General features: G+C 67.2%; 21 protein-coding genes and 1 rRNA gene. 13 read left to right on the top strand and 9 right to left on the bottom strand.

The annotated features are described in order from the left end of the window. Positions 1-986, bottom strand: a 16S ribosomal RNA gene (locus ACWGCN_RS34085); the annotation flags it as partial. A 466-nt stretch (positions 987-1,452) separates the two neighbouring features. On the opposite strand from ACWGCN_RS34085, the gene ACWGCN_RS34090 reads away from it, so the two are divergent. Both ACWGCN_RS34090 and ACWGCN_RS34095 read left to right on the top strand, forming a co-directional pair. After that, a complete protein-coding gene (locus ACWGCN_RS34090; protein ID WP_378996461.1) occupies positions 1,453-2,088 on the top strand; it encodes a SanA/YdcF family protein in 636 nt (211 codons plus the stop codon). A gap of 590 nt (positions 2,089-2,678) precedes the next feature. Next, positions 2,679-5,969 carry a DEAD/DEAH box helicase gene (locus ACWGCN_RS34095; protein ID WP_452459841.1) on the top strand — a complete coding sequence of 1,097 codons (3,291 nt, stop codon included), beginning with the start codon at positions 2,679-2,681 and terminating at the stop codon, positions 5,967-5,969. On the opposite strand, the gene ACWGCN_RS34100 is transcribed toward ACWGCN_RS34095, so the two are convergent. The 3 genes from ACWGCN_RS34100 to ACWGCN_RS34110 all read right to left on the bottom strand — a co-directional run bounded on the left by ACWGCN_RS34100 (position 5,951) and on the right by ACWGCN_RS34110 (position 7,789). Then, positions 5,951-7,009, bottom strand: a complete 1,059-nt coding sequence (locus ACWGCN_RS34100; RefSeq protein WP_452459842.1) for a class I SAM-dependent methyltransferase — start codon at positions 7,007-7,009, stop codon at positions 5,951-5,953. The two genes, ACWGCN_RS34095 and ACWGCN_RS34100, sit on opposite strands and share 19 nt — an antisense overlap. Positions 7,010-7,097: 88 nt before the next feature. After that, positions 7,098-7,562: a PTS sugar transporter subunit IIA gene (locus ACWGCN_RS34105; RefSeq protein WP_452459843.1), complete on the bottom strand. Its 465-nt coding sequence runs from the start codon at positions 7,560-7,562 to the stop codon at positions 7,098-7,100. Then, positions 7,559-7,789 (bottom strand): glucose PTS transporter subunit EIIB, encoded by a 231-nt coding sequence (locus ACWGCN_RS34110; protein WP_452459844.1) that lies wholly within the window; start codon positions 7,787-7,789, stop codon positions 7,559-7,561. Before ACWGCN_RS34110 ends, ACWGCN_RS34105 begins: the two co-directional genes overlap by 4 nt. A 228-nt stretch (positions 7,790-8,017) precedes the next feature. Here ACWGCN_RS34110 and ACWGCN_RS34115 point away from each other — a divergent pair, with 228 nt between their 5' ends. The 6 genes from ACWGCN_RS34115 (at position 8,018) to ACWGCN_RS34140 (ending at position 14,144) form a co-directional block, all read left to right on the top strand. Continuing rightward, positions 8,018-9,364, top strand: a complete 1,347-nt coding sequence (locus tag ACWGCN_RS34115) for a PTS transporter subunit EIIC (protein WP_378996470.1) — start codon at positions 8,018-8,020, stop codon at positions 9,362-9,364. Between the two features lie 4 nt (positions 9,365-9,368). Further along, complete coding sequence (locus ACWGCN_RS34120; protein ID WP_452459845.1) at positions 9,369-9,632, top strand: HPr family phosphocarrier protein; 264 nt, start codon at positions 9,369-9,371, stop codon at positions 9,630-9,632. Continuing rightward, positions 9,632-11,296 (top strand): phosphoenolpyruvate--protein phosphotransferase, encoded by a 1,665-nt coding sequence (ptsP, locus tag ACWGCN_RS34125; RefSeq protein ID WP_452459846.1) that lies wholly within the window; start codon positions 9,632-9,634, stop codon positions 11,294-11,296. Before ACWGCN_RS34120 ends, ptsP begins: the two co-directional genes overlap by 1 nt. Before the next feature lie 142 nt (positions 11,297-11,438). Then, positions 11,439-12,611 carry an N-acetylglucosamine-6-phosphate deacetylase gene (locus ACWGCN_RS34130; protein ID WP_452459847.1) on the top strand — a complete coding sequence of 391 codons (1,173 nt, stop codon included), beginning with the start codon at positions 11,439-11,441 and terminating at the stop codon, positions 12,609-12,611. Further along, positions 12,611-13,390: a glucosamine-6-phosphate deaminase gene (nagB, locus tag ACWGCN_RS34135; RefSeq protein ID WP_452459848.1), complete on the top strand. Its 780-nt coding sequence runs from the start codon at positions 12,611-12,613 to the stop codon at positions 13,388-13,390. Before ACWGCN_RS34130 ends, nagB begins: the two co-directional genes overlap by 1 nt. 1 nt (position 13,391) lies before the next feature. After that, positions 13,392-14,144 (top strand): copper homeostasis protein CutC, encoded by a 753-nt coding sequence (locus ACWGCN_RS34140; RefSeq protein ID WP_452459849.1) that lies wholly within the window; start codon positions 13,392-13,394, stop codon positions 14,142-14,144. 90 nt (positions 14,145-14,234) lie between these two features. On the opposite strand, the gene ACWGCN_RS34145 is transcribed toward ACWGCN_RS34140, so the two are convergent. Both ACWGCN_RS34145 and ACWGCN_RS34150 read right to left on the bottom strand, forming a co-directional pair. Further along, positions 14,235-14,876, bottom strand: a complete 642-nt coding sequence (locus ACWGCN_RS34145) for an HD domain-containing protein (RefSeq protein ID WP_452459850.1) — start codon at positions 14,874-14,876, stop codon at positions 14,235-14,237. Positions 14,877-14,949: 73 nt separating this feature from the next. Next, entirely contained in the window at positions 14,950-15,618 is a 669-nt protein-coding gene (locus ACWGCN_RS34150; protein WP_452459851.1) for a class I SAM-dependent methyltransferase, read from the bottom strand. A gap of 99 nt (positions 15,619-15,717) precedes the next feature. On the opposite strand from ACWGCN_RS34150, the gene ACWGCN_RS34155 reads away from it, so the two are divergent. After that, complete coding sequence (locus ACWGCN_RS34155; protein ID WP_452459852.1) at positions 15,718-16,296, top strand: TetR/AcrR family transcriptional regulator; 579 nt, start codon at positions 15,718-15,720, stop codon at positions 16,294-16,296. On the opposite strand, the gene ACWGCN_RS34160 is transcribed toward ACWGCN_RS34155, so the two are convergent. Further along, a complete protein-coding gene (locus ACWGCN_RS34160; RefSeq protein WP_378639225.1) occupies positions 16,232-16,534 on the bottom strand; it encodes a hypothetical protein in 303 nt (100 codons plus the stop codon). The two genes, ACWGCN_RS34155 and ACWGCN_RS34160, sit on opposite strands and share 65 nt — an antisense overlap. Positions 16,535-16,778: 244 nt before the next feature. On the opposite strand from ACWGCN_RS34160, the gene ACWGCN_RS34165 reads away from it, so the two are divergent. From ACWGCN_RS34165 to ACWGCN_RS34175, 3 genes are all read left to right on the top strand, one after another. Continuing rightward, entirely contained in the window at positions 16,779-17,729 is a 951-nt protein-coding gene (locus ACWGCN_RS34165; RefSeq protein WP_452454246.1) for an NAD(P)H-dependent flavin oxidoreductase, read from the top strand. A gap of 66 nt (positions 17,730-17,795) precedes the next feature. Continuing rightward, positions 17,796-18,350 carry a TetR/AcrR family transcriptional regulator gene (locus ACWGCN_RS34170; RefSeq protein ID WP_452454244.1) on the top strand — a complete coding sequence of 185 codons (555 nt, stop codon included), beginning with the start codon at positions 17,796-17,798 and terminating at the stop codon, positions 18,348-18,350. Between the two features lie 70 nt (positions 18,351-18,420). After that, positions 18,421-20,124: an alpha/beta fold hydrolase gene (locus tag ACWGCN_RS34175; protein WP_452459853.1), complete on the top strand. Its 1,704-nt coding sequence runs from the start codon at positions 18,421-18,423 to the stop codon at positions 20,122-20,124. 57 nt (positions 20,125-20,181) lie between these two features. Here the strand turns inward: ACWGCN_RS34175 and ACWGCN_RS34180 are convergent, their stop codons facing one another. Both ACWGCN_RS34180 and ACWGCN_RS34185 read right to left on the bottom strand, forming a co-directional pair. Continuing rightward, positions 20,182-21,834, bottom strand: a complete 1,653-nt coding sequence (locus ACWGCN_RS34180) for a CocE/NonD family hydrolase (RefSeq protein WP_452459854.1) — start codon at positions 21,832-21,834, stop codon at positions 20,182-20,184. Positions 21,835-21,897: 63 nt separating this feature from the next. Continuing rightward, entirely contained in the window at positions 21,898-22,806 is a 909-nt protein-coding gene (locus ACWGCN_RS34185; protein WP_452459855.1) for an SDR family NAD(P)-dependent oxidoreductase, read from the bottom strand. Between the two features lie 44 nt (positions 22,807-22,850). Between ACWGCN_RS34185 and ACWGCN_RS34190 the strand changes: the two genes are divergently transcribed. Then, positions 22,851-23,438, top strand: coding sequence for a TetR family transcriptional regulator (locus ACWGCN_RS34190; RefSeq protein WP_452459856.1), 588 nt, complete (start codon positions 22,851-22,853; stop codon positions 23,436-23,438). The last annotated feature ends 246 nt before the right edge of the window (positions 23,439-23,684 follow it).

The raw sequence follows: 23,684 nt of genomic DNA on the forward strand, positions 1-23,684 counted from the left end.
GCAGGTTTCCGGTGTATGTCAAACCCAGGTAAGGTTCTTCGCGTTGCATCGAATTAATCCACATGCTCCGCCGCTTGTGCGGGCCCCCGTCAATTTCTTTGAGTTTTAGCCTTGCGGCCGTACTCCCCAGGCGGGGTACTTAATGCGTTAGCTACGGCACGGAGTCCGTGGAAGGAGCCCCACACCTAGTACCCACCGTTTACGGCATGGACTACCAGGGTATCTAATCCTGTTTGCTACCCATGCTTTCGCTTCTCAGCGTCAGTTACTTCCCAGAGACCCGCCTTCGCCACCGGTGTTCCTCCTGATATCTGCGCATTTCACCGCTACACCAGGAATTCCAGTCTCCCCTGAAGTACTCTAGTTCGCCCGTATCGCCTGCAAGCTTAAGGTTGAGCCCCAAGTTTTCACAAACGACGCGACGAACCGCCTACAAGCTCTTTACGCCCAGTAATTCCGGACAACGCTCGGACCCTACGTATTACCGCGGCTGCTGGCACGTAGTTGGCCGGTCCTTATTCTACAGGTACAGTCACTTGCGCTTCGTCCCTGTCAAAAGCGGTTTACAACCCGAAGGCCGTCATCCCGCACGCGGCGTCGCTGCATCAGGCTTTCGCCCATTGTGCAATATTCCCCACTGCTGCCTCCCGTAGGAGTCTGGGCCGTGTCTCAGTCCCAGTGTGGCCGGTCACCCTCTCAGGTCGGCTACCCGTCGTCGCCTTGGTGAGCCGTTACCTCACCAACAAGCTGATAGGCCGCGGGCCCATCTCGCACCGATAAATCTTTCCACCACCGAACATGCATTCAGTGGTCATATCCGGTATTAGACCCAGTTTCCCAGGCTTATCCCGAAGTGCAAGGCAGATCACCCACGTGTTACTCACCCGTTCGCCGCTCGTGTACCCCGAAGGGCCTTACCGCTCGACTTGCATGTGTTAAGCACGCCGCTAGCGTTCGTCCTGAGCCAGAATCAAACTCTCCGTTGAAGACTCTCGAAACAACCCTCCGAAGAGAGCGAATCAAAATTATCTAACTAGAGTCCGAAAACCTAGCAAAGCGAACACCAGCAAAAGATTCGCTGTTGTTCAATGTCCAACCTCCCACGACCGGGGGGTACATGAAAGATTGGAACCAATAATAATTATTGGCACTGACATTCATCGACACACTATTGAGTTCTCAAAGAACACACGCACACACTTCTACCCACAACTTCTCGGAGGGGTTTCGGTGAGGCAAGGGTTCAAACTTAGCTCAGACAACCGGCCGGAAGCAAATCCGTACCGAGTCCCTCTGAACACGCAGTCAGTCAGGCGCTCATCGTACTACCTCGTGTCTCGGCCGCTGGGCGGCTGAGTCGGTGTCCGTGTCGCTCTGACTGGAATAAAGTTACGTGTCGCGAATTGCAATGTCAAATCCCCTAGTCAGGGGATATTTTCGCAGTGTTCATGTATGAAAGTGCGCATGGCGGAGGAACATAGCGGGAAGCGTCAGCGGTTGCGTCGCATGGCGAGAGCCGGACTTGTCGTGGCGGGTGGCCTCGCGTTGGTGACAGCTGGGGCGAACATCGCTATGTGGAGTTTGTCGTCCGGCCATAGAAGTGATGTCGCGGCCGCGCCCAGCGCACCTGTCGTGATCGTCCCGGGTGCCAAGGTCGGGACGGATGGAACTCCGATGGCCTATCTACAGGGACGTCTCGATGTGGCGATCGAGTTGGTCGAAGCGGGCAAGGCCGAGGCGATTCTGTTGTCCGGGGATGCCGGCGGCTCGTCGGGCGACGAGATCGCGTCGATGACGCGCTATCTCCTCGACCACGGCATCGACCCGGCCATCGTCCGATCCGATCGTGCCGGCCTTTCCACGCGGGAGACCTGCGAGCGAGCGAAGTCGCTGTTCGGCATCGACCGGGCGATCATCGTGAGCCAGTACCAACATCTCCCCCGCGCGGTCGCGCTGTGCCGGGCCGCGGGTATCGAGGCCGACGGGGTGGTGGCCTATTGCGAGTGCAGGCAGGTCACCGAGGCACGCAACAACGTTCGTGAATGGCTGGCAGCGCCGAAAGCCGTGGCGGAGATGCTTCTGCGCTGATAGCGCGCCGGGAGCGCAGAGAAGCGACGAACTCCCGCAATCTCGCGGGCCGTGCCGACCGAGGCACGGGAGGCGCTGTGACCAGATAGGGGAAGGCCGGCGCGGCATCAGCAGCGAGCAGGGCTGTCGCGTGAACTCGTGCCAGCCCGACCCTGACCTCGACTTCTCGCGCCCTCCAGTCGTGCACGAGCCCGAGCTCGGCCATCGCGGTGCGGAACAGTTCGGGAGCGGCACCGCAGCCCGTCCGGGGCAGACAGGCGAGCTCTACCAATGCTGGACTGTCGAGTCCACGCGCGAGTGCCTCGGCGGCGGCCATCGACAGGTCCGCACCGTGGAGCTCACCGAGCACGAATCGGTCTGCGGCGTGGGCCAAGTCGTCCATGGTCTCAGCGTGCGCGGCACAAGGTTGATGGGTCAAAGGGTTTTCCGGGGCGGTTGTGGGCGGCGAGGTGCTCAGCGCGGCGGCAGGACCAGCACCGATGTTCTCGCCACGGCAGGCGCGACCGCCGGGGTGGCGTGCTCGAGGGATCCGGATCGCGTACCGTGATCGGGGTTGTCTGCAATGATCGCCGACCGGATTGGGGTGCATCGTGGGCGGTTCCGAGCACGCCGCGCGGCTCGTGCGTTTCTGGCAAACGGTGGAGTTGTTCGGCCCGCAGCTTGTTCCCGACGTCGAGACCGGCGGACTGGTGGTCGATCTCGCGCCCGATGACCGCGCGCCATGGGAAAACCTCGCCGCGCTGCCCGCGTTGAAAACCGGGCGAGTGTGGCAGTTCGTCGTGTATGGCGGACTGTTCGAAGTGGGGCGCGCGCGGGAAGCTCTGGTGCGGACATTCGGCGAGGACCAGCTGGAGGCCGACGCCCGACGGGCCGGGACCACAGCGGCTTTCGCGGTGACGTTGACCGACGGCGGAGTGGTTGTCGAAGGCTCGGCGACGTTGTCGGGGCTGGCGTGGGCCGTGAACCGGCTGCGCGCACCAGGGCCCGGAGACGTCGGCTGGGCCGACGGATTCGACCACGACTCGGCGGCGTTCACCGCCGCGCTCGACACGCTGACGCGAGAAACTCACCCCGATGCCGAACAGATGGGTCCGGCACCGCGGTGGCGTGCGCTGGACGTGGCAGGCCGCGGGGTAGCGGCTTCGGTGCTCGCGGCGGGAGCGGATGGCGTCATCTCGCCCGGTCTCGCCGGGATGTCGGCGTTGGCCTTCGCCGAACGGTTCGCCGTTCGGCCTGACGACGACGTCGTCGATGCCCCCCGATTGACCGGCCGCGACCTGCAGATCTTCACCGGTGAACTGTGTGCCGCGCTGGGCATTCGATCGGAATTGCGGGCCGGCGGTGTGCGGGTGGCGTGCATCCAGGTCGCGGCGCGCGACGCCGACAGTGACGCTGCCGAGGATCGCCTGAACAGCGGGCTCGGCACGGACCTCGCCGAGCTCGCGAAAGCGGTGGAGCGCGGCGACATCGGTGCGGCGCTGCGTGACTACCTCTCGGCGGCGGAGTCGCTGCCGATCGATGACCGGATCGATGTCCGGCGACGCCAGGACGCGGTCGTCGAGGGCCTGCTCCCCCATCTCGTTCCGGACGGACGCTGGCCGGGCGATCCGCTGGTTTCCGGACAGCAGTTCGCGGTCGATCGTGCGCTGTCCGAATTGCGCGACGATGCGGGCATTTTCGCGGTGCACGGTGCGCCGGGCACCGGGACGACGACGATGCTGCGAGACCTGCTGGCCGGGATTCTGGTCGAGCGGGCCGCGCAGCTGGCGGCGTTCGACGATCCGATGGCGGTGTTCGCCGGGATCACCGAGCAGGTGCAGGTGGCGAAGAACTACACGGTGGGCGCGCACCGATTGGCGAACTGTGTGACCGGGTTCGAAGTGGTGCTGGCGACCGGCAGCGATGCCACCGCGGCCGATGTGGTCGCCGAGATCCAGCATCGCGACGCGATCGATGGCGAGCTCAATCATTTCACCGACCTGGCCGAACTCGTCGGCGGCGCACCGGCGTGGGGACTGGTCGCCGCGGCACTGGGCGGGACGCGGCGAACGTTCGCCGAACAGTTCTGGTTCGGGGATCGGTTCGCCACCGAACGGAAGACCGGGACACCGAACGGCGGGATGCTCGACATCCTCAAGCAGGCCGAGGCCGACCCGGATTCGATTCCCGATTGGCCGACCGCGGTGCGGGATTTCACCACTCGCCGCGCCGAGGTGCGCAGACTCGCGCAGGCGCGCCAGAACGTCGCCGACGCGGTCGCCGAGCTGCCGACCATGAACGCGGGATTGCAGTCGACGGCGGCCGAGATCGCCAACGCCGATGACGCGCACGCGCACTGGCGCGAACGTCATCAGCTGGCCACCGAGCATCTGCGGGCCGCGCAGGCCGCGCACCACCGGGCGGGCAAGTTCCTCAGCGAGCACGGCGGGCAGAAGCCGGGGTTCGTGGCATCGCTCTCGACGGGATTCCGGGCGGGACGGCGGTGGAGCGCGCGCAGCAACGAATTGCTGCGCGAACGACATATCGCCGAGGCGGACATGCGGCGGCGCCAGACCGAGGTCGAGTACACGCGGGAGCAGTGGGCGCAGGCCGCCGAGCACGGCCGCACGCTGATTCGCGAACACGTCGAGTTGACGGAGCGGCGGGCGGCGGCGCTCGACGTTATCGAGCGGGGGCGCGAGAACTGGTCGCGCACCATCCCGTTCGGTGATGTGGCGGGTGACGACGAGCAGTTCCAGCTGTGCAATCCGTGGGCGGACGAGCAGTACGCGAGCGCGCGGCGTGAGCTGTTCCTGTCGGCGTTGAAGTTGCATCGTGCGTTTCTGCTCAACGCGGCCCCGCGGATTCGCGACAATCTCATCGTCGCCATCGCGTTGATCCGTGGTGAGCTCGCGGTGGAGCCGAAGCCGGAAACCGTTGCGGCGGCATGGCAGACACTGTTCTTCGCGGTGCCGATGATCACCACGACCTTCACCGCACTGCCCCGGTTGTTCGCCGGGCTGGGGTCCGAGGCCCTCGGATGGTTGTTCGTCGACGATGCCGGGCAGGCTGCGCCGCAGTCGGTGGCCGGTGGGTTGTGGCGGGCTCGGCGGGCGGTGATCGTCGGTGATCATCGTCAGCTGGGACCTGTCGGTGTGCTGCCCACTTCGGCGCAGGAAGCATTCGTACAGCAGTACGGGCTCGATGCGGAGTGGATGCCGGATCAGGCGTCGGCACGCCAGGCTGCTGATCGTGGGGTGCGGTACGGGACCTGGCTGATGCCCTCCGATTCGATCGCGCCGGTGTGGGTCGGCTCGCCGCTGCGGGTCCATCGGCGTAGTGACCGGCCGATTTTCGAGCTCACACATCACATTGCCTATGACGATGACCTGCTGGTGTTCGCCACGCCGGATCGACCGGAGTTTCCCGGGCACGATCGGTGGATCGATGTCAGATCCGCACGGGCCGAAGGTAATTGGATTCCCGGCGAAGGCGAAGCGCTCGCCGCGCTGCTCGCGCGGTTGACCGAGGACGGGGTGGCAGCGGCCGATATCCGTGTGGTCAGCCCGTTCCGCGACGTCGCCCATGGCGCGCAGGAGATCGCGCGTGAGGTGCTCGGTGCGGAGTTCGCGCAGCGGCAGGTGGGCACTGTCCATGCGATGCACGGCAATTCGGCCGAGGTCGTGGTGCTGATCTTGGGGACATCGCCCGCGGCAGGTGGGTCGCGACGGTGGGCGGCGACGAATCCGAATGTGCTCAATACGGCAGTGTCGCGGGCTCGGCGGCGGGTCTACGTGATCGGCAACTACCGATTGTGGAGCAGCCAGCGCTATTTCGACGATCTCGCCAGGCGCTGGACGGTCGAGACCGAACAGCTCGCCGATCAGACCGTAAGCCGGTAGAACCGCCAGAATCCGAAGTCCTCGATCGGGAGGACTTCCACGGCGGTGAAACCTGCCTTCTCGGCGTACTCCCCCAGTTTCGCCGTGCGCATGACGGTGCCGGTGCCCGCGGAGTCGGGATGCGCCATGCCGTCGGGCAGGCAGACCAGCAGGCTGAACCCGTACATCAAGCGGTCGATATCGCTCGCCGGTGCGGTGAATTCCGCCGCGACGGCCTCATCCATGATGATCACCGCGCCACCTGGACGCAGGGCTTTGCGCATCGAGGTCAGTACCTCGACGGGGTGTGGCATATCGTGCAGGCACTCGAACGCGAACAGCGCGTCGTAGGTGGATTCGGGGAGATCGGTGGCGGCGTCGGCATGCTGGAAGCGGACGCGATCGCCGAGGTCGGTGGCGTTTTCGGTGGCCATTCGCACCGAGGGCTGGTCGATGTCATAGCCGTCGACCGCCAGCTCCGGGTAGGCGCGGGCAAGGGCGATCGCGGACCAGCCGCCACCTGAGCCGATATCGGCCGCCTTGGCATCGGGGCGCGACAGCAGCGCGTGGATATCAGCGACCCCGGCCAGACCCGCAGCGAGACGGTGCTCGAACCAGGGGCGGTTCATGTCCGACTGGGATTCGCGCATGTCGGCGCCGTACTCGGACCAACCGACGCCGCCGCCGTCGCGGTACGCGCGCACGAGCGCGGGCATCTGGGCGGCGGCACCGGCCAGCATACGAGCCAGTGGCGCAAGGTAGTCGAGACTGCTCGGGTCGGTGAGCACCTCGGCAGCGCCGGCGGGCAGGGCGAACCGCCCGTCCGCGGCCACCGTCAGAATCCCGGTCGCCGCCTGCTGCTCGAGCCACTCCTGCGCATACCGGCGATCTCCACCCGCCCGCGCGACCAATTCACCCGCATCCGCGGGCCCACCCTCGGCCAACGCCCGATACCAGCCGAGCCGATCCCCGAGATGCACCGCCAGAATGTCGATGGTCCCGAGCGCGGCCCCGAACAACCGCTCGGCGAACTGCTCACTGGATTGCTCAGCTCCGGTCATCGGTCATCCTCCTGTTGACGCGATACGAATCGACGCCGACCCGCTGATACGGACTACGGGTCGGCTCGCCGAAAGGTTCAGCAGCAGGTCAGGGTGGATATGGCGAATCGAACAGGAGGCTGCCGGATTCGACGGTGGTGCCGACGGTGTCGGTGTAGACGGAGTCTTTCGCCGAGTCCATGACCACGACGGGACAGATGACCGAGTAGCCGGTGGCGGCGGTTTTCGTCGGGTCGAAGGTGACGATGGGGGCGCCGGCTTCTACGGTGTCGCCTTCGGTGGCGAGCAGTTCGAAGCCTTCGCCTTTGAGTTTCACGGTGTCGATGCCCAGGTGGACCAGGACGCCGACGCCGTGGCCGAAGATGACGAAGGCATGGGGGTGGAGTTTGAGGATCTTGCCTGCGATGGGGGCCGTCACCGTCAGGGTGCCGCGGGTGCGGTCTGGGTCGAGCGCGACGCCGGAACCGACGATCTGCTCGGCGAAGACCTGATCGGGGACCTCGGACAGGGCCACCACCTTGCCGGGCAGCGGCGCGATGACCGGGATGCTCACAGAATGTCCTCGATGTCGTCGGCCAGGGTGTCGGCTTCGGGGCCGACGACGACCTGCACGACCGTGCCCGACTTGAGGACACCGTGGGCGCCCGCGGCCTTGAGAGCGACTTCGTCGACCTTGCTCCCGTCCTTCACCTCGGTGCGCAACCGGGTGATACAGGCCTCGATCTCGACGATATTGTCCGCGCCGCCCAAGCCCTGGACGATCGCTTCCGCTTTGGACATCTGTTCTCCCTTTCGGCGGTGGTTGCCAGTACCAGTATGGGAGTCTCGAATGTGCGCCACATCATATTCAGCGGTTGACATCCGACCTCCACCTGGTCAAACTGGCAACTGGTTATGACCGGACAGTACCCGTCAGGTACACCGGTTCACAACAGTTAACCCGGATCGGCGGGCAAGCCGGTCCTCCCTCGCCGAGACCGCCGCGAAGCCGGCACGAAGAAGGTCGACATGACTGCCGTTACCGACACACCCCAACAAGAATCGAAGGTGTTCGCGGGATTGCAGCGCCTCGGTCGCAGCCTCATGCTGCCGATCGCGGTGCTCCCCGCGGCGGGCATCCTGCTGCGCATCGGCCAGGACGACCTCCTCGGCCGCTTCTCCGCGCTGGAGAGCACCGCCTCGGTCATCTCGGCAGCCGGACAGGCCGTGTTCACCTGGCTGCCGCTCATCTTCGCCGTCGGTATCGCGATCGGCTGGGCGAAGAAGGCCGACGGGTCGACAGCGCTGGCGGCGGTGGTCGGCTACATGGTGATCAACGGCGTGTTCGAAGCGATGTCACCGATCGTGCTGGAAGGGAAAACCGACCCGAAGGGCGCGCAGGCGCTGATCAACTACGGCGTTCTCGCCGGCATCGTGATGGGTCTGCTGTCGGCGATACTGTGGCAGCGGTTCTATCGCACGAAGCTGCCCGACTTCCTCGGCTTCTTCAACGGCAGGCGGCTGGTGCCGATCCTGACCGCGTTCACCGGCCTCGTCGTCGGCGTCGGCATGGCGTTCCTGTACCCGGCCTTCAACTCCGCGCTCACCTGGGTGGGCGAGACCGTCGCGGACAACTCGGTCGTCGGTGGCGGCATCTACGGCGCGGCCAACCGCCTGCTCATCCCGACCGGTCTGCACCACATCCTGAACTCCACGGTCTGGTTCCTCGTCGGCGACTACACCGACGCCTCCGGCCAGCTCGTGCGCGGTGACCTCAACCGCTTCTTCGCCGGTGATCCGACCGCGGGTACATTCATGACGGGCTTCTTCCCGATCATGATGTTCGCGCTTCCCGCTGCCGCGCTGGCCATTTGGCGCAACGCGCGTCCGTCGCAGAAGAAGCTGGTCGGCGGCATCATGCTCTCCACCGGCCTGACCGCGTTCGTCACCGGCATCACCGAGCCGCTGGAGTTCTCCTTCATGTTCGTGGCGTGGCCGCTGTATGTGGTGCACGCGATCTTGACGGGCACATCGATGGCGCTGGTGAACGCGCTCGGTATCCACGACGGATTCACGTTCTCCGCGGGTGCGATCGACTACCTGCTGAACTTCGGCAAGGCCACCAATGCCTGGATGCTGATCCCGATCGGGCTGGGTTACGCGGTGATCTACTACGTGCTCTTCAGCTTCGTGATCAAGAAGTGGAACCTGCGCACGCCGGGTCGCGAGGCGGAAACCGATGTCGAAGCCGGTGTGCCCGACGCGGCCCTGGTCGAAGCGGAGACTGCTCTGACGGCCACGGGCGATACTCGAACCGACGCACCCTCGGTCGCCGAAGTCGAAACGAAGCTGGACAAGAAACTGGAAGGTGAGTGAGGCAATGAGCACCCGCACCGTCATCGTCGGATCCGAGGTGGGGCTGCACGCGCGGCCCGCCGCGAAACTCACGCAGGCCGTGCAGGCCGCGGGGGTGCCGGTGCGGATCTCGTTGGGAGGTGGCGAACCGGTCGACGCGGCCAGCGTGCTCGCGGTGATGACGCTGGGCGCGGGACACGGGGCCGCGGTGACCCTGCACGCCGAGGAGGCCGACGAGGTTCTGGACCAGCTGGCCGAACTCATCGCCTCGGATCTGGACGCCGCCTGATGCCGGAACAGGTGATCGGTGGACTCGGAGTGAGCCCGGGCGTGGTGTGCGCGCCGTGGTTGCGGTTCGGATCGCAGCTCGAGACATCGGCGCACGATCCCATCGGCGGCTCGGTCGCCGACGAGCTCGCCCGGGTCAAGGACGCGCTCGGTGGCGTGTCCGACGAGATGACCGCCAGGGCCGCACGGGTGAGTGGTATTGCGGCGGAGATTCTTTCGATGTCGGCGACGATGGCCCGTGATCCTGGCATCGTCGCCGCCACGGAGAAGGAGCTCGCCGCCGGGATGCCGACGGCGCACGCGGTGCACCTGGCGTTCGAGGGATTCTGCGCGAAGCTGGAAGCGCTCGGCGGGTACATGGCCGAGCGGGCGACCGATCTGCGCGATATCGGCGGGCGGACCGTGGCGGTACTGCTCGGGCTGCCGATGCCGGGGATTCCGGAGCCGGGATATCCGTTCGTGCTGGTCGCACGCGATCTCGCACCTGCCGATACGGCGATGCTGGGTGACAGTGATGTGGTCGGGTTGCTCACCACCGAGGGTGGGCCGACCAGCCACACCGCGATTCTCGCGAAGTCCCTCGCGTTGCCGTCGGTGGTGAACTGTCCGGATACCGATCGGCTCGTCGACGGTGTGCCGGTGCTGCTCGACGGCACCACCGGTGAGGTCGTGATCGACCCGAGTCCCGAGCATCAGCAGGCAGCACTGGAACAGGCAGCGGCGGACAAGGCGCGGATCGCGGCGGCCAGCGGGCCGGGACACACCGCAGATGGAACGCCGGTGCAGCTGCTGGTGAACATCGGCACCGTCGACGACGCGGCGAAGGCCGGGCCCATCGACAGTGAGGGGGTTGGCCTGTTCCGCACCGAGTTCATGTATCTCGGGAAGACGTCCGCGCCGTCGCTGGAGGAGCAGACCGCCTCGTACACAGCGGTTCTCGACCAGTTCGCCGGTCGACGAGTCGTCGTGCGGACACTCGATGCCGGGTCGGACAAACCGCTGCCGTTTCTCGATCTCGGCACCGAGGAGAATCCGGCGCTCGGTGTGCGCGGGCTGCGGATCGGCACGGTGTTCCCGGAAACTCTGGCCACGCAGCTCACGGCTCTCGCCCGTGCGGGCGAGGCCACGGGAGCCGACCTGTGGGTGATGGCGCCCATGGTCGCCACCGCGGACGAGGCTGCCGGATTCGCCGCGCTGGCAAGGGAATCCGGGCTGACCAAAGTCGGGGCGATGATCGAGATCCCGGCGGCAGCGTTGCGCGCCGCCGATCTGCTCGCGCATCTCGACTTCGTGAGCATCGGAACCAACGATCTGAGCCAGTACACGTGCGCGGTGGATCGAATGGCGGGCGGGCTCGCACAGCTGCTCGATCCGTGGCAGCCCGCGGTGCTCGATCTGATCGCGATGGTCGGTGCGGCCGGCGCGGCGGCGGGTAAGTCGGTCGGGGTGTGCGGTGAGGCGGCGTCGGATCCGACGTTGGCGCCGGTGCTGGTGGGGCTGGGCGTGACGAGTTTGTCGATGTCGGTGCCCGCGTTGCCCGGGGTACGGGCGGCGTTGGCCGCGGTGGATGTGCAGCAGTGCCAGGACGCGGCCGACGCGGCGTGTGCGGCACGGAATCCGCAGGTGGGGCGGGCGGCGGTCGCGGCGATCATCGGGCGGGCGTGAAAAAGGTTGTTGTGCACGCGGTCCGGCCGTCGGTCGGATCGCGATGCGGTGTCCGGTGGCGGTCCGCGATCGCTGTGGTGGATGGCGTATCGGGTCGTTCAGGTGTGGGGGCCGGGCAGGGCTCCGGTGATGGGGAAGGTTCGTGGTGACGGGAATCGTGCGGGGTCGTCTCGTCGGGACGGTCGAGGGTGACATCGCCGACGGCGTCGTCGAATTCCAGGACGGGCTGATCACCTGGGTCGGCGATGCGGCGAATCATCCTGCACCCGATCGACTTCCAGCATCCAGTGATGATCTGGTGCTTCCGGGGTTGATCGATCTGCACTGTCATGGTGGGGCAGGGTTCGGGTTTCCCAATGCTGATGCGGACGGCGCTCGGGTCGCGGCGGCGCATCATCGGGCGCACGGCACCACCGGGTTGATGGGGAGCTTGGTGTCGGATCGGCCGGAGGTGCTGGTCGCACAGGCGGCGATGTTGGCCGATCTCGTCGAGGACGGGGTATTGCTCGGGGTGCATCTCGAGGGCCCGTTCATCAATGCGATCCGCTGCGGGGCACAGGATCCCGCGGCGATCGTTCCCGGCGATCCCGCGTTGTTCGAGCGACTCTACGCGGCCGCCCGCGGGACGGTGCGGTCGATGACGCTGGCGCCCGAGACCGCGCACTTCGATGAACTGCTGGCCGCGATGCGCCGACACGATGTGCTGCCCAGCCTCGGGCACACCGATGCCGATGCCGCGACCACCGCGGCGCGCATCGCCGAGGCTAGTATTGGCCCTGTTACCGCCACGCACCTGTTCAACGGGATGCCCGCACTGCATCACCGCTCCCCCGGGCCGGTCGCCGCCTGTCTGGCCGCGGCCGGGCGAGGCCAGATGGTGGTCGAATTGATCGCTGACGGTGTGCATTTGGCGCCGGAGACGGTGACGATGGTGTTCGATACCGTCGGCCCGGATCAGATCGCGCTGGTGTCCGATGCGATGGCGGCGGCGGGCATGAGCGACGGCGACTATCGGCTGGGCGCCCTCGATGTTCAGGTCCACGACGGCGTTGCCCGGCTGGCCACCGATGACGGTTCACCCGGGGCGATCGCGGGGGGCACGGCACGGCTCGTCGACGCGCTGCGCTGGACCGTCGACGTCGCGGGCATACCGCTGTCCGATGCGGTCGTCTCCGCGACTCGAACCCCTGCTCGTGTTCTCGGTCTCGAGGGCGAACGCGGCAGTCTCACCGTCGGCGCGCGTGCCGACATTCTTGTCACCGACCAGTCATTGCGGCCGCGGCGGGTGCTCGTCGCCGGAACGGAAGGAATCTGATGGAGATCGTGATCCGGGCTGACGAAAACGAAGTGGCGAGTACGGTCGCCGATATCGTCGGCGGCTATGTGCAAGTCGGCAACGCGATCCTCGGCTTGGCGACCGGGTCGTCGCCGCTGGGGAGCTATCAGGAGCTGGCGCGCCGGTACCGGGAGGGCGAGCTGGACTTCACCACCGCCAGCGCTTTCCTGCTCGACGAGTACGTCGGTTTGCCGAAAGATCATCCGCAGTCGTATTTCTCGGTCATCCGGTCGGAGTTCGTCGACCATGTGAACCTGGATCCCGCACGGGTGCTGAGCCCGAACGGGGAGGCAGGTGACGTGGCGGGCGAGGGCCGCCGGTACGACGCGGCCATCGCCGCCGCGGGTGGGGTCGACGTGCAGTTGCTGGGGATCGGCACCGATGGGCACATCGGGTTCAACGAGCCCGGGTCGGCGCTCACCTCGCGCACGCGGGTGAAGACGCTGACCGAACAGACGCGTAAGGACAACGCGCGCTTTTTCGACGGGCCGGAGGATGTGCCGCATCACGTGCTCACCCAGGGCCTCGGCACCATCAACGAGGCCGGGCACCTGGTGATGATCGCGCTCGGCGCGGGGAAGGCCGATGCGATCGCCGCCGCCGCCGAGGGGCCGTTGTCGGCGTTCTGCCCGGCCTCGGTCATGCAGTGGCATCCCCACGTCACGGTGGTGATCGACGAGGCCGCGGCGAGCAAGTTGAAGCTGGCGGACTACTACAAGAACGCGCTGGCGAACAAGCCCGCCTGGCAGGCATTCTGACGTGACCGCCCTCGAGTTCGCGGTGCAGGACGCGGCAGGCGCGCTCGGCGCTCGTCGCGCCGGGGCGGATCGGGTGGAATTGTGTGCGGCGCTGGGCAGCACGGGTGGGCTCACGCCGAGTATCGGGACGATCGAGGCTGTGGTGGGCACCGGCATTCCTGTCCATGTGCTGATCCGGTGCCGGGCCGGAGGTTTCGTGTACGCCGATGCAGCCGAGCTCGCGGTGATGAATGCTGATGCGCGCGCGGCAGTTTCGGCTGGTGCGGCCGGTCTGGTGATCGGTGCGCTCACCCCGGACCACCGGGTCGATGGCGAAGGGCTGAGTCGTGTTCTCGATGGTGTCGCTGTCGATGGCATAGAGCTGACCTTTCATCGTGGGATAGATCAGATCCGCGACCGTGCGGCCGCGCTCAACACATTGATCGCCGGTGGCATGACCCGGGTGCTCACCTCCGGTGGGGCACCCACCTGCGCCGAGGGACTCGATGAACTCGCCACGATGGTCGATCACGCGGCAGGGCGCATCCAGATCATGGCGGGTGGCGGGATCGCCGTCGGTGACATTCCGGCATTGCACCGGGCGGGCGTCGACGCCATCCACCTGTCGGCCCGACGCGTCATCGGTGATGACGGTGGACCAGGTGGCGGCGGCACCTCCGGCCACGAGCAACTGGACGAGGAACTCGCGGTCGCCGCTGCCCGTCAACTCCTCGCGGTAGACCGGCCGAACGCCTCCGGACACCCCTCGGCCTGATGCGGGCTGCTCGCCTACTCGGCATGCGACGGGCCCGGCCGCGATGGGGCTAGTACGGGTTCGGATTCGCCCAGCCGTCAACTACTCGTGTCAGGAGCGCTCGGCCAGAATCAATTCTGCCTCGCCAGGACCGCAGTCGAAGGCCGCTTGTACTGCCGCAACGGCTTTTTCGTGTTCGCCCGCGGCTACCAACGCGTCGATATCGGCCCACTGATCGGTGGGCGGGGCTATCGACGGGTCGAGGCGGCGGTCGAGGCGTTCCCACATGCGGGCCACGGTGGGGTCGTCGGCCAGGAGTTCGCCGAGGTGGGCCTTGAAGGTGGGGTGTTCGGTGCGGTACATGCCCATCCAGCTGCTGGCGGGCGGGCTGGCTTCGGCATTGGCGGTGCGGTCGGCGAGTTTGAGGATGACGGCCCTCGGATGCGCGGCGATCTTGTTGTAGGCGTTCTGGTTTCGGGCCTTGCGGTCGGGGCCGATTCCGGTGACCGCCCACACCAGGTCGAGAACGTCACGGCCGAAACGCGATTCGACGTCCTCGGCGGTGACGGGGGTGTCTTCGACGACATCATGGAGCCAGGCGGCGAGGGCGAGTTCACCGCCGTAGCCGAAATCGTCGAGGACACCCCGCACGGCCGCGAGATGGGTGACGTAGGGATGGTCGCCGTAGCGCTGATCGCCATGCGCCGCGAGGGCGAACTCTCGTGCCTCGATTTCGCGCTGATCGAACTCCATGCCGCACCCCCGTGCTCGATTGGTGATCGTGTCGAGATCGACCCTAGCCGAGGGCACCGACAGGTTTCCCGGATCAGTGGGGGGCGACCGGTTTCAGCGCGGTGAGGATGCCCGTCTGGTCGCGGCTCTGGGTATAGCTGAGATCGGTGAAGCCGACGGCCTCGACCCGAACGGTGTAGTGGCGGATATCGGCATCGGCGAACGGATCGCCACCGCGACCGAAGAACGGTACGAGGACTGTCCGCATCCGAGGGGAGGGGGACGCGTCGGCGAGCAGAAGCCGTCCGCCCGGCCGCAACACCCGCCACATTTCGGCGATCGCGGCGTCGCGCTGCGACTCGGGGATGTGGTGCATGACGAAAGTACACGTGACCACGTCGAATTCGGCATCGGGCAGGGGCAGCGACTGCGCCGGTCCGACCACGTAGCGATGATGAGTGGCTCGATCCCGGTCGCGGTTGTCGGCGACCGCCGTGGCGGAGGGATCGACACCGACGGCGGCACCGTTCGGACCGACCGCTCTGCCGAGCCAGCGCACGAGTTTGCCAGGCCCGCAACCGATATCGAGGGCACGCGAACCCCGACGCGCACCGGAGAGCGTGACGAATTCGGCGAGCAGACGACGGTGCCTGCCCAGGAAGAACACCGTGGTGAAGAGGTTGTAGCGGCGCAGGCCCGCGATGACCAGGCCGGTGCCTGCGTCGTCGACGAACATGGGGGTGAGAAGCTGATTTCGGGACATGAGTTCATCCTCGGGCGCTGCCGCGCACGTCACCAGGAGCAGAATCGCCGGAGGTGTCCGTTATCGAACAGATCCGGGGAAACCGTGCAGGAGGAAGCGATGGCCGAGCACCCTGATCGCCGGGTTCGACGCACCAGGGACACGCTGCACAAAGCGCTGATCGAGCTGATGATCGAGCGCGGCTACGACAAGGTGACCGTGAGCGACATCATCGGCCGCGCCGACGTGGGGCGATCCACCTTCTACGCGCACTACCGCGACAAGGACGACCTGCTGCTGGTGAGCTGCACCGAGTTCCTGCGCCGCGAGATCATCCGCACGACGACACCGGGTTCTCCGCTCGCGCCGCTGCGCGTGATGTTCCATCTCGCCGCGCAGTACCCCGAGGTGTATCGCCCGCTGATCGGGCCGAAGGCCACCGCCACCGTCGTGCGCGCCTATCGGCAGTGTGTCGCCGACCTGGTCGGTGAGCTCCTCGGTGAGCAGCCGGCGGGCACGATCGAGTTCCTGTCGTGGGCATTGCTCGGCGTGCTGGGTCCGGTGATCGAGCCGACCGCACCGACACCACCGGTCCAGGCGTGGCAGCGGTTCGAAACGCTCGCGCTGTACGGGCTCACTGGCTCCGGCGGCGCAGGTCCGGCCACGGCGGGCGGCGCAGAATCGCCAGCGCCGCGATGACCCCGGTGAGCAGGCCGATCCATTCGCCGAGCTGAGCGATGCGATTGGCGTCCATCGCGGGCGTCCAGTGCGCGCGCCCTTCGTGGACGACGAACACACCGACCGGACGAGGGTGCCGCAGCGGACCACCACCGCGCGAGACGGTGATGACCGTAGCGCCGCCGGAAGTGTCGATCGGCTCGCCGAACACGATCGGCGGCTCGGTCACCAGCTGTTCGACGCGATCTCTGATCGTCATCGCCATCCTGTCTCCTCGTCTGGCATTGCCGTCGAACATACGCGCACCGCGTATCCGGCGCCGAGGTTCGTTCCCCGCGGCGCGCCGCCGATCGCCGGAGCAGGTCGCATGACGAATAACGTTGTCACCCATGCCTTTCCGAATCGGCTGTCCGCCCAGGCCTCCCGGCACGCATCGCTTCGGGAATGCTCCGCCGATCAGCTGCCATGATGGATGGGTCATAGCCGTGGCGAAAGGTGCACCGATGTCAGAGCAGACGCTGTCGACACAGTGGTCACGATCGCTGGGGCTGCGGGTGCCGCTGGTGAACGCGCCGATGGGCGGCGCGGCAGGCGGACGGCTCGCGGCGGCGGTGAGCGCGGCGGGCGGGCTCGGGATGATCGGCATGGGCAGTGCGGGATCGGTGGCGGCGTTGCGCCGCGAACTGGATGTCGCCGGAGCACCGGACGGGATCGGGCTGGTCGACTGGGTCCGCGCCCGCGAAACCGGGCTGCTCGAGGCTGCGATCGCCGCGGGTCCACGGATTATCTCGGTCAGTTTCGGCGCTGATTTCTCCTGGGTGCCCCTGGTGCGGGCGGCGGGCATCCTCGCCGTCACCCAGGTGTACGACGCACCGGGCGCCCACCGCGCACAGGACGCGGGGATCGACATTCTGGTGGCGCGCGGCAGCGAAGGTGGCGGCCACGGCGCCGACCGATTGGCCTTGCTGCCCCTGCTCGACGCCGTCCTCGACATCGCGACCGTCCCGGTCCTGGCCGCCGGTGGCATCGGCTCCGGGCGCACGCTCGCGGCCGTGCTCGCGGCAGGAGCGGCGGGTGCTTGGCTCGGGACCTGCCTGGCCGCCGCGGAAGAATCTCTGCTGCCAGAATCCGCCCGCCTCGCGATGCTCGCCGCCGATTCCAGCAGCACCACCGTCACCACCGCGTTCGACGAGGCACTCGATCTGCCCTGGCCACCGATCTATCCGGCGCGCGTCCTGCGCAACGAGTTCACGGATCCGTGGTCGCGGCTCGAGGGCGACGACGTGCCCGATTCCGACCGCCTTCGCGCGGCGATCGCGGACGACGATCCTCGGCTCGCACCGGTGGATGCGGGTCAGGGTGTGGGATTGGTGACCCATATCGAGCCTGCGGCGGCCATCCTCGACCGACTCTGCGGGGACGCCGCCGAACTGCTGGCGTCACGCCACGGGTAAGGCTGGTTGCGACCGGGCGAGCGGTCGGCCATTGCAAAAATATGTAGACCAGTCTAGTTTTAGCGAGTGGGCAAAAAGGGAGCCGAAACGCGGTGCAAGTTGATCAGGGCGACGCGGTCGCTGATCGAGTCGCACGGATACTTCGGCGCCGGGCTCAACCAGATCGTGCAGGAGAGCGGTGCGCCACGCGGGTCGCTGTACTTCCATTTCCCGGGCGGTAAGGACGAATTGGTGGCGGCGGCGCTCGCCGAGAGCGGCACCGACATCGCGACGATCATCCGCACGGTCGAGGCGACGGACGCGCGAGATTTCGCGCGGAAGATGGTGAACCTGCTGGGCGATCAGCTGGAAGCGTCGGACTGGACCGTCGGGTGCCCGGTGGCGGCCGTCGCGTTGGACACCGCGTCGACCAACGATGCTGTGCAGCAGGCTTGTTCGGCGACCTATCGACTCTGGGAGGAGGCGATCCGGGAACGATTGATCGGATTCGGCCACCCCGAACCCGAACGGATCACCACGGTCGCGCTCGCACTGATCGAAGGCGGGCTGGTGCTGGCCCGCACCCACCGCTCCCGCCAGCCACTTCAGCACCTCGCCGACACCATCGACATGCTGATCTGAGCCGTTCCCGACCCGCAGCTCACGTCATATCCTGAAAATATGTAAATCGGTCTACTGAAAGTAGGACACCATGGCACACACCGACTCCGTCGTTTTCGGCGCCGCCGGGTTCATCGGCCGCTCCCTGGTCGCCGAATTGCTGCGAAACGGGAACACCGTCACCGCCGCACTGCGTGCGGGCAGTCAGGATCGGCTGCGGACCTGGCTCCACGGGCAGCGTGTCGACACCGCCGGTTTGACCATCACCACCACCGATATCGGCGAACCGGATCTCGCGCTGGGCGACACCGTCGAAGGGGTGCGTGATGTGTACAACGCGGCCGCGTTGATGAAGTTCGGGCTGGATGCGCAGGTGGCGCGGCGGGTCAACCTCGACGGGGCGGTGCACGTGCTGGAATGGGCCGCACGGCAACCGGATCTGCGGCGCGTCGTCCACATCACCGGCTATCGCGCGGCCGACGACGGGGGCGAGCAGGACTACGGCAACGGCGCGTACGAGGCGTCGAAGGTCGAGGCCGATGCCCTGCTGCGGCGGCTCGCGGCCGAGCGCGATATCCCGCTGACCATGGCGAATCCTGCCGGAGTGCTCGGACCCGGCCAGTACTTCGGGCTCTCCGACATCATCGACAATCTCTGGCAGGGCCGGTTGCCCGCGTTGCCGGGCTCGGCCGATACCTTCGTTCCGGTGGTCGATCTCGATTACGTGGCCCGGTTAATCGTGGGGCTGCCCACGCACGCCGATACAGTCGGCAAGTCCTATCCACTGCTGGATGCCGCGACTCCCGTACTGCCCGAACTGATTCGGCTCGTCGCCGACCATCTGCACGTCGGCGCGCCGCGCTTCACGCTGCCGACCGCGCTGGTTCGTCGATTGCCCAGGGCAGTGACCCACGCCGATCCCGAAGCGCTGTCCTTTCTCAGCAGCGATCGGTACGACACCAGCCGAAGCGACGCCATCGCACAGCGTCTCGGCATCAGCCATCCGCCGGTCGACGAACTGCTGCGCACCTACGCCGACGGGATCGTCGCCGGCCGCAACGGCACCGTCGCACCCACACCGAAATCCGGATTCCGTGACGGGACCTGGTTGGTCGGCGAGCGAACCGACCCGGAATATGTGCTGTTGCACGGGATTCCGCTCGACAGCGAATCATGGTCCGACGTGGTGCGGGAGTTGGATGCCCCTACCCTGGCGGCCGACCTTCCCGGGCTCGGGCGCTCGGCGGTGTCCGCGCAGTCGACCGGCGACTGGATGGAGGATCTGATGGCGCCGGTGCGGACGCGGCCGATCATCGTCGGTCATTCGTTGGGCTCTTGGGCCGCAATCGAATTCGCGCTGCGCCATCCCGATCGGGTGTCACGGCTGGTACTGATCGCGCCCGCTTTCCTCCAGCAGCCCGCCTCCCGGCTGACGGGTTCGCCCCTCGCCGCCGAGGTCGTCAAGCGGATGTCCGCCGCGACAGTGGCTGCGCGACTGGGCATTCCGGAGGGTCCTGCCATTGCCTCCGCTCTCGCGGCTCTGCGACGACCTGGCGTTGCCCAGCGCACGTGGGCGGCCCTGCGCGCCGCCGGTGCTTCCCGAGACGAACTCGCCGCGAAGCTGACCCGGGTCACCGTTCCGGTCGACATCATCGTCGGTTCGGACGACCCACTGGTCGAGCCGACCGATCGGCCGGTCACCACGATCGCCGGAACCGGCCACTATCCGCAACTGACCCATCCGGATCTCATCGCGCGTGCCCTGCGGGGCGAATCGGTCTCTGCCGCACCGTAAGACCCCCGACGAGCAGCAGCCGCTAGTTGGGCCGACAGCCAGATCGGTCCGCGACGCTCACCCGGCCGGAGCCGTGAGTTCGATCCGGAGTGCGGGGTCGTTCACCATCTCCGGCTGGAGTGCGATGGTTTCCTCGGTTCGCCACCGTGCGTGCCAGATGGGAACGCCGCCGGGGAGATTCAGTTCCCGCGGGGTGGTGAGCAGGGGTAGGTCGAGGCGGGCCGAAGTGACGGTAACGGCGGCGTTCGTCGGCGTGTGCGACCATACGTCGTCGACCGCGTTGGTGATCCGGACGCCGAGTCGGTGGCCGGTGGCCAGGCGGGCATCCTGCCAGAGCAGCCGGATCCCGGATTCCGATCGGACCGGGGCGATACCGCGGGTGATGACGGTGGCGCGTCCGTCGGGGGCGATGTCGTAGAGCTCCAGTGCGACAGTCGCTTCCGGCGGGCCGCTGAGGGTCAGCGCGGCAGTGGCGCGGCCTGCGAGGTGCACGGGCTCGGCGACCGGGGCCGAGATCGACCAGATCTCCCGGTCCGCGCCGGGCAACAGACCACGATCGCTGTAGCTGCCGGTGCGCAATGCGATGGCTGTGCGCTGGGCGTCAGCAGGCGGCCAGGCGGGTTCACCGCGCCACCCACCATCGAACTGGCCGACGGTCACCGGCGGTCCGGGTACCTCGACATCGGCGCCCGCCACGTGTTTGTCCAGGAATGCGTAGAGCTCCGAGGCGAAGTGGGGTGTGCCGCACTTCTCGCGGCAGTCCGAGTGGCCCCACTGGCCGAACCAGGCGCGGTGTTCGCCGGGGCCTCTGGCTTCCCATGCATCGATGATGCGGTCGGCGCGGGTATTGGAGTCGAGGAAGCTCTGGCCGAGGAACATCGGGGTGGTGTTGCCGCGGACGGCCTCGACCATGTCGCGCTCGCGCCAGTCCGGGTTGGCGCCGTTGTGGTCGGTGGTGAGGGCGAGGTAGCGGGCGGCGCAGTCCTGGGTCATCTGGACGGCATTGGCTTTGTACTCGTCACCGTCGTCGGGGTGAGCGGGGGTCGAGGCGATGGCCAGGTGTTCCGCGCCCGCGGTGTCGGCGGGGCGGATACCGTCCTCGGTCAACGGTTTTCCGCCGAACTTCCACGCCGTGCCCTGCATGTAGAGGTAGGAGTACGGATCGACGACCGGTTCGAACGCCGCCACCGCCGCGAGCCCCTTCGGCTTCGCGGCCAGCGCCATCATCCCGGTCCATCCCTCATAGGACGTGCCGACCACGCCGACCCGCCCCGTCGACCACGGCCTGCTCGCCGCCCACTCCACCGCCGCCGCCACATCCGACCGCTCCCCCGGGCCGCCGAAATCCGGGCACCCGTTGGACCCACCGAATCCGCGCAGATCGACGATCACATACGTGTACCCGGCCCGCAGCGCCCACTCGACCGGCAAGTTGTCGGTCGAGGGCCCACCACCCGGGCGAGGCTGGGACAGGTATGCCAGATGCGCCCGGTACGGACTGGCCGTCAGCAGCACCGGAGTCCGCGCGTCGGCGGCCACACCCGCCGGCCGAAGGACATCGGCGTGCAGCCGCGTGCCGTCCGGGGCGGTCAAATACTCCTGCGTCCACGTGAACGCCACATTCACCGGTTCCGCCGTCGCCGGCGCCACCATCCCGAGCACCAACGCCACACCGGCCACCGCCCGCGCCACCACAACACCCAATCGCACCCCCGGACTATTGCCGGTCCCCGCCTCGCCGTCCAGCCCCGATAATCCGGGGCGTGTCGCCGATCAGCGATCCGCCCGGGCATCCAGCTCGGCGAGCAACTCCAGACTGTCGCCGTAGAGAGCGTGCTGCACCCGTTCGTCATAGGACGCCGCCGAGGACCGGACCGGTGTGCGGCGCACCAGATACTGACCGGTGATTCCCTCCCGGTCAGGTGCCGCGACCAGCCATGCGAGATCCGCGCCGGACCCGCGCGGCGTGCGAACTCCAGGGAGTACGACAAGGGCGCGGGCGATCGTCTTCCAGCCCAGCCGCTGGACGGCACTCGCGTTCCTGGCCAATCCGGTTCCAGGCATCAGGCCCGGGTCGAACGCGTTCACTGTGATGTCGCGTGGGGCCAACTCGCGAGCGAGGTGATAGGCGGTCTGGAGGTTCGCCAACTTCGAGGTGGTGTAGCGGCGGCGAGCGTCGCGCTGTGCCGATTCGGTCGATGGCGGCGGATAGGCGAGTTCGCGGGCGGTGGCGCGCAGTGGGTGCGGCATCCCGGTGAACTGGTCGGGATCATGAGTTCCCGAGGACACCACGATGATTCGCGCGGGTGCGGTGAAGTGGGCGAGCAGGTCGATGACGAGGCCGAGGTGGCCGAGGTGGTTGGTGGCGAACGTCGCCTCCATGCCGTCGGAGGTAAGGGTCCGGCCGGTGAATTGAACGCCCGCGTTGCACACCAGGCCGGACAGCGGTGGCAGGTCCGCGGCGACGAGTTCGGCGACGAACCCACCGACCGACGGGCGCGAGGACAGGTCGAGTGCCATGCCGTGCGCGCCGATCGTCGCGGCCAGTTCCCGAGTTCGCGTCGCGTCGCGACCGGTGATCACCACCGTGTTGCGCGGGTCGAGGGCGAGGTTCCTGGCGCATTCGTAGCCGAGTCCGCTCGTGCCGCCGGTGATCACGATAGTTCTGTCACTTGATGTCATATGGCATAGTCTGCCAGATTGCGGAGTCGTGCGACACTGTCTCGATGTCGCTGCGGGAACTCAAACGGGAACGGACCAGGCAGTCCATCGTCGACACCGCGTTCCGCCTGTTCGCCGAACGAGGCTTCGACCGCGTCACTGTCGCCGAGATCGCGGCGGCCGCGGAAGTCGGCACCCGCACCCTGCACCGCTACTTCACCAGCAAAGAAGAGCTCGTCTTCCCCGAAGACGATGACCTGCGTGCCGACCTGGCCCGACTCCTCGCCGAACGCCCAGAGGGCGAACACCCCGAAACCACCCTCGCCGTCGTCATCACCCCGCTGGTCAGCAGATTCGGCGGCGAACAACTCGCACAGGCGCGCACTCGCGACGCCCTGATCACCAGCACGCCGGCGCTACAAGCCCGCGACCTGGCCAAACAGGCCGCCGTGGAAAAGCTCATCGAACACCACCTGGCCCGCCGACTCGGTGTCGCTGTCGACAGCGACGTGCGACCGGCCCTGTGGGCGAAGATCGGGATGGCGTGCTTCTTCTCCGCGTACCGAGTCTGGCTTCATGAAGGCGGCGACCTCGCTCAATACCTGATCGATGCCCGCACGGCGTTGGCCGAATCCGTTCCCCGACGCACGTGACGCGCCTCGTTGTGCTTGACCGGTACTCCCGTAGCGGTCGGTAGTGCGGACCCGTGCTGCGCCCACGAACCGGTCCTGCGCTGGATCGATGAGCGTCTGGCAGGGCGGGCCGCGCCGGACGGTTGCTCGACGCGCACGGTGACGTCCATGTCGCTCGGTGGTGCCTAGCGCGCGGTCGGGACTACGAGTCGGCGCCTCCGGCCGGATACAGACGAGTCCGCCCGCTCCGTGATCACGGAGCGGGCG

This window comes from Nocardia sp. NPDC055050, assembly GCF_053608345.1.

What these genes read in the sequence shown, in the direction of transcription:
- ACWGCN_RS34175 (WP_452459853.1), top strand. Translation starts at nt 18,421, where the DNA reads ATGGCACACACCGACTCCGTCGTTTTCGGCGCCGCCGGGTTCATCGGC.
- ACWGCN_RS34090 (WP_378996461.1), top strand. Translation starts at nt 1,453, where the DNA reads ATGAAAGTGCGCATGGCGGAGGAACATAGCGGGAAGCGTCAGCGGTTG.
- ACWGCN_RS34165 (WP_452454246.1), top strand. Translation starts at nt 16,779, where the DNA reads ATGTCAGAGCAGACGCTGTCGACACAGTGGTCACGATCGCTGGGGCTG.
- ACWGCN_RS34110 (WP_452459844.1), bottom strand. Translation starts at nt 7,789, where the DNA reads ATGTCCAAAGCGGAAGCGATCGTCCAGGGCTTGGGCGGCGCGGACAAT.
- ACWGCN_RS34185 (WP_452459855.1), bottom strand. Translation starts at nt 22,806, where the DNA reads ATGACATCAAGTGACAGAACTATCGTGATCACCGGCGGCACGAGCGGA.
- ACWGCN_RS34150 (WP_452459851.1), bottom strand. Translation starts at nt 15,618, where the DNA reads ATGTCCCGAAATCAGCTTCTCACCCCCATGTTCGTCGACGACGCAGGC.
- ACWGCN_RS34155 (WP_452459852.1), top strand. Translation starts at nt 15,718, where the DNA reads ATGGCCGAGCACCCTGATCGCCGGGTTCGACGCACCAGGGACACGCTG.
- ACWGCN_RS34120 (WP_452459845.1), top strand. Translation starts at nt 9,369, where the DNA reads ATGAGCACCCGCACCGTCATCGTCGGATCCGAGGTGGGGCTGCACGCG.
- ACWGCN_RS34115 (WP_378996470.1), top strand. Translation starts at nt 8,018, where the DNA reads ATGACTGCCGTTACCGACACACCCCAACAAGAATCGAAGGTGTTCGCG.
- ptsP (WP_452459846.1), top strand. Translation starts at nt 9,632, where the DNA reads ATGCCGGAACAGGTGATCGGTGGACTCGGAGTGAGCCCGGGCGTGGTG.
- ACWGCN_RS34190 (WP_452459856.1), top strand. Translation starts at nt 22,851, where the DNA reads ATGTCGCTGCGGGAACTCAAACGGGAACGGACCAGGCAGTCCATCGTC.
- ACWGCN_RS34145 (WP_452459850.1), bottom strand. Translation starts at nt 14,876, where the DNA reads ATGGAGTTCGATCAGCGCGAAATCGAGGCACGAGAGTTCGCCCTCGCG.
- ACWGCN_RS34160 (WP_378639225.1), bottom strand. Translation starts at nt 16,534, where the DNA reads ATGACGATCAGAGATCGCGTCGAACAGCTGGTGACCGAGCCGCCGATC.
- ACWGCN_RS34100 (WP_452459842.1), bottom strand. Translation starts at nt 7,009, where the DNA reads ATGACCGGAGCTGAGCAATCCAGTGAGCAGTTCGCCGAGCGGTTGTTC.
- nagB (WP_452459848.1), top strand. Translation starts at nt 12,611, where the DNA reads ATGGAGATCGTGATCCGGGCTGACGAAAACGAAGTGGCGAGTACGGTC.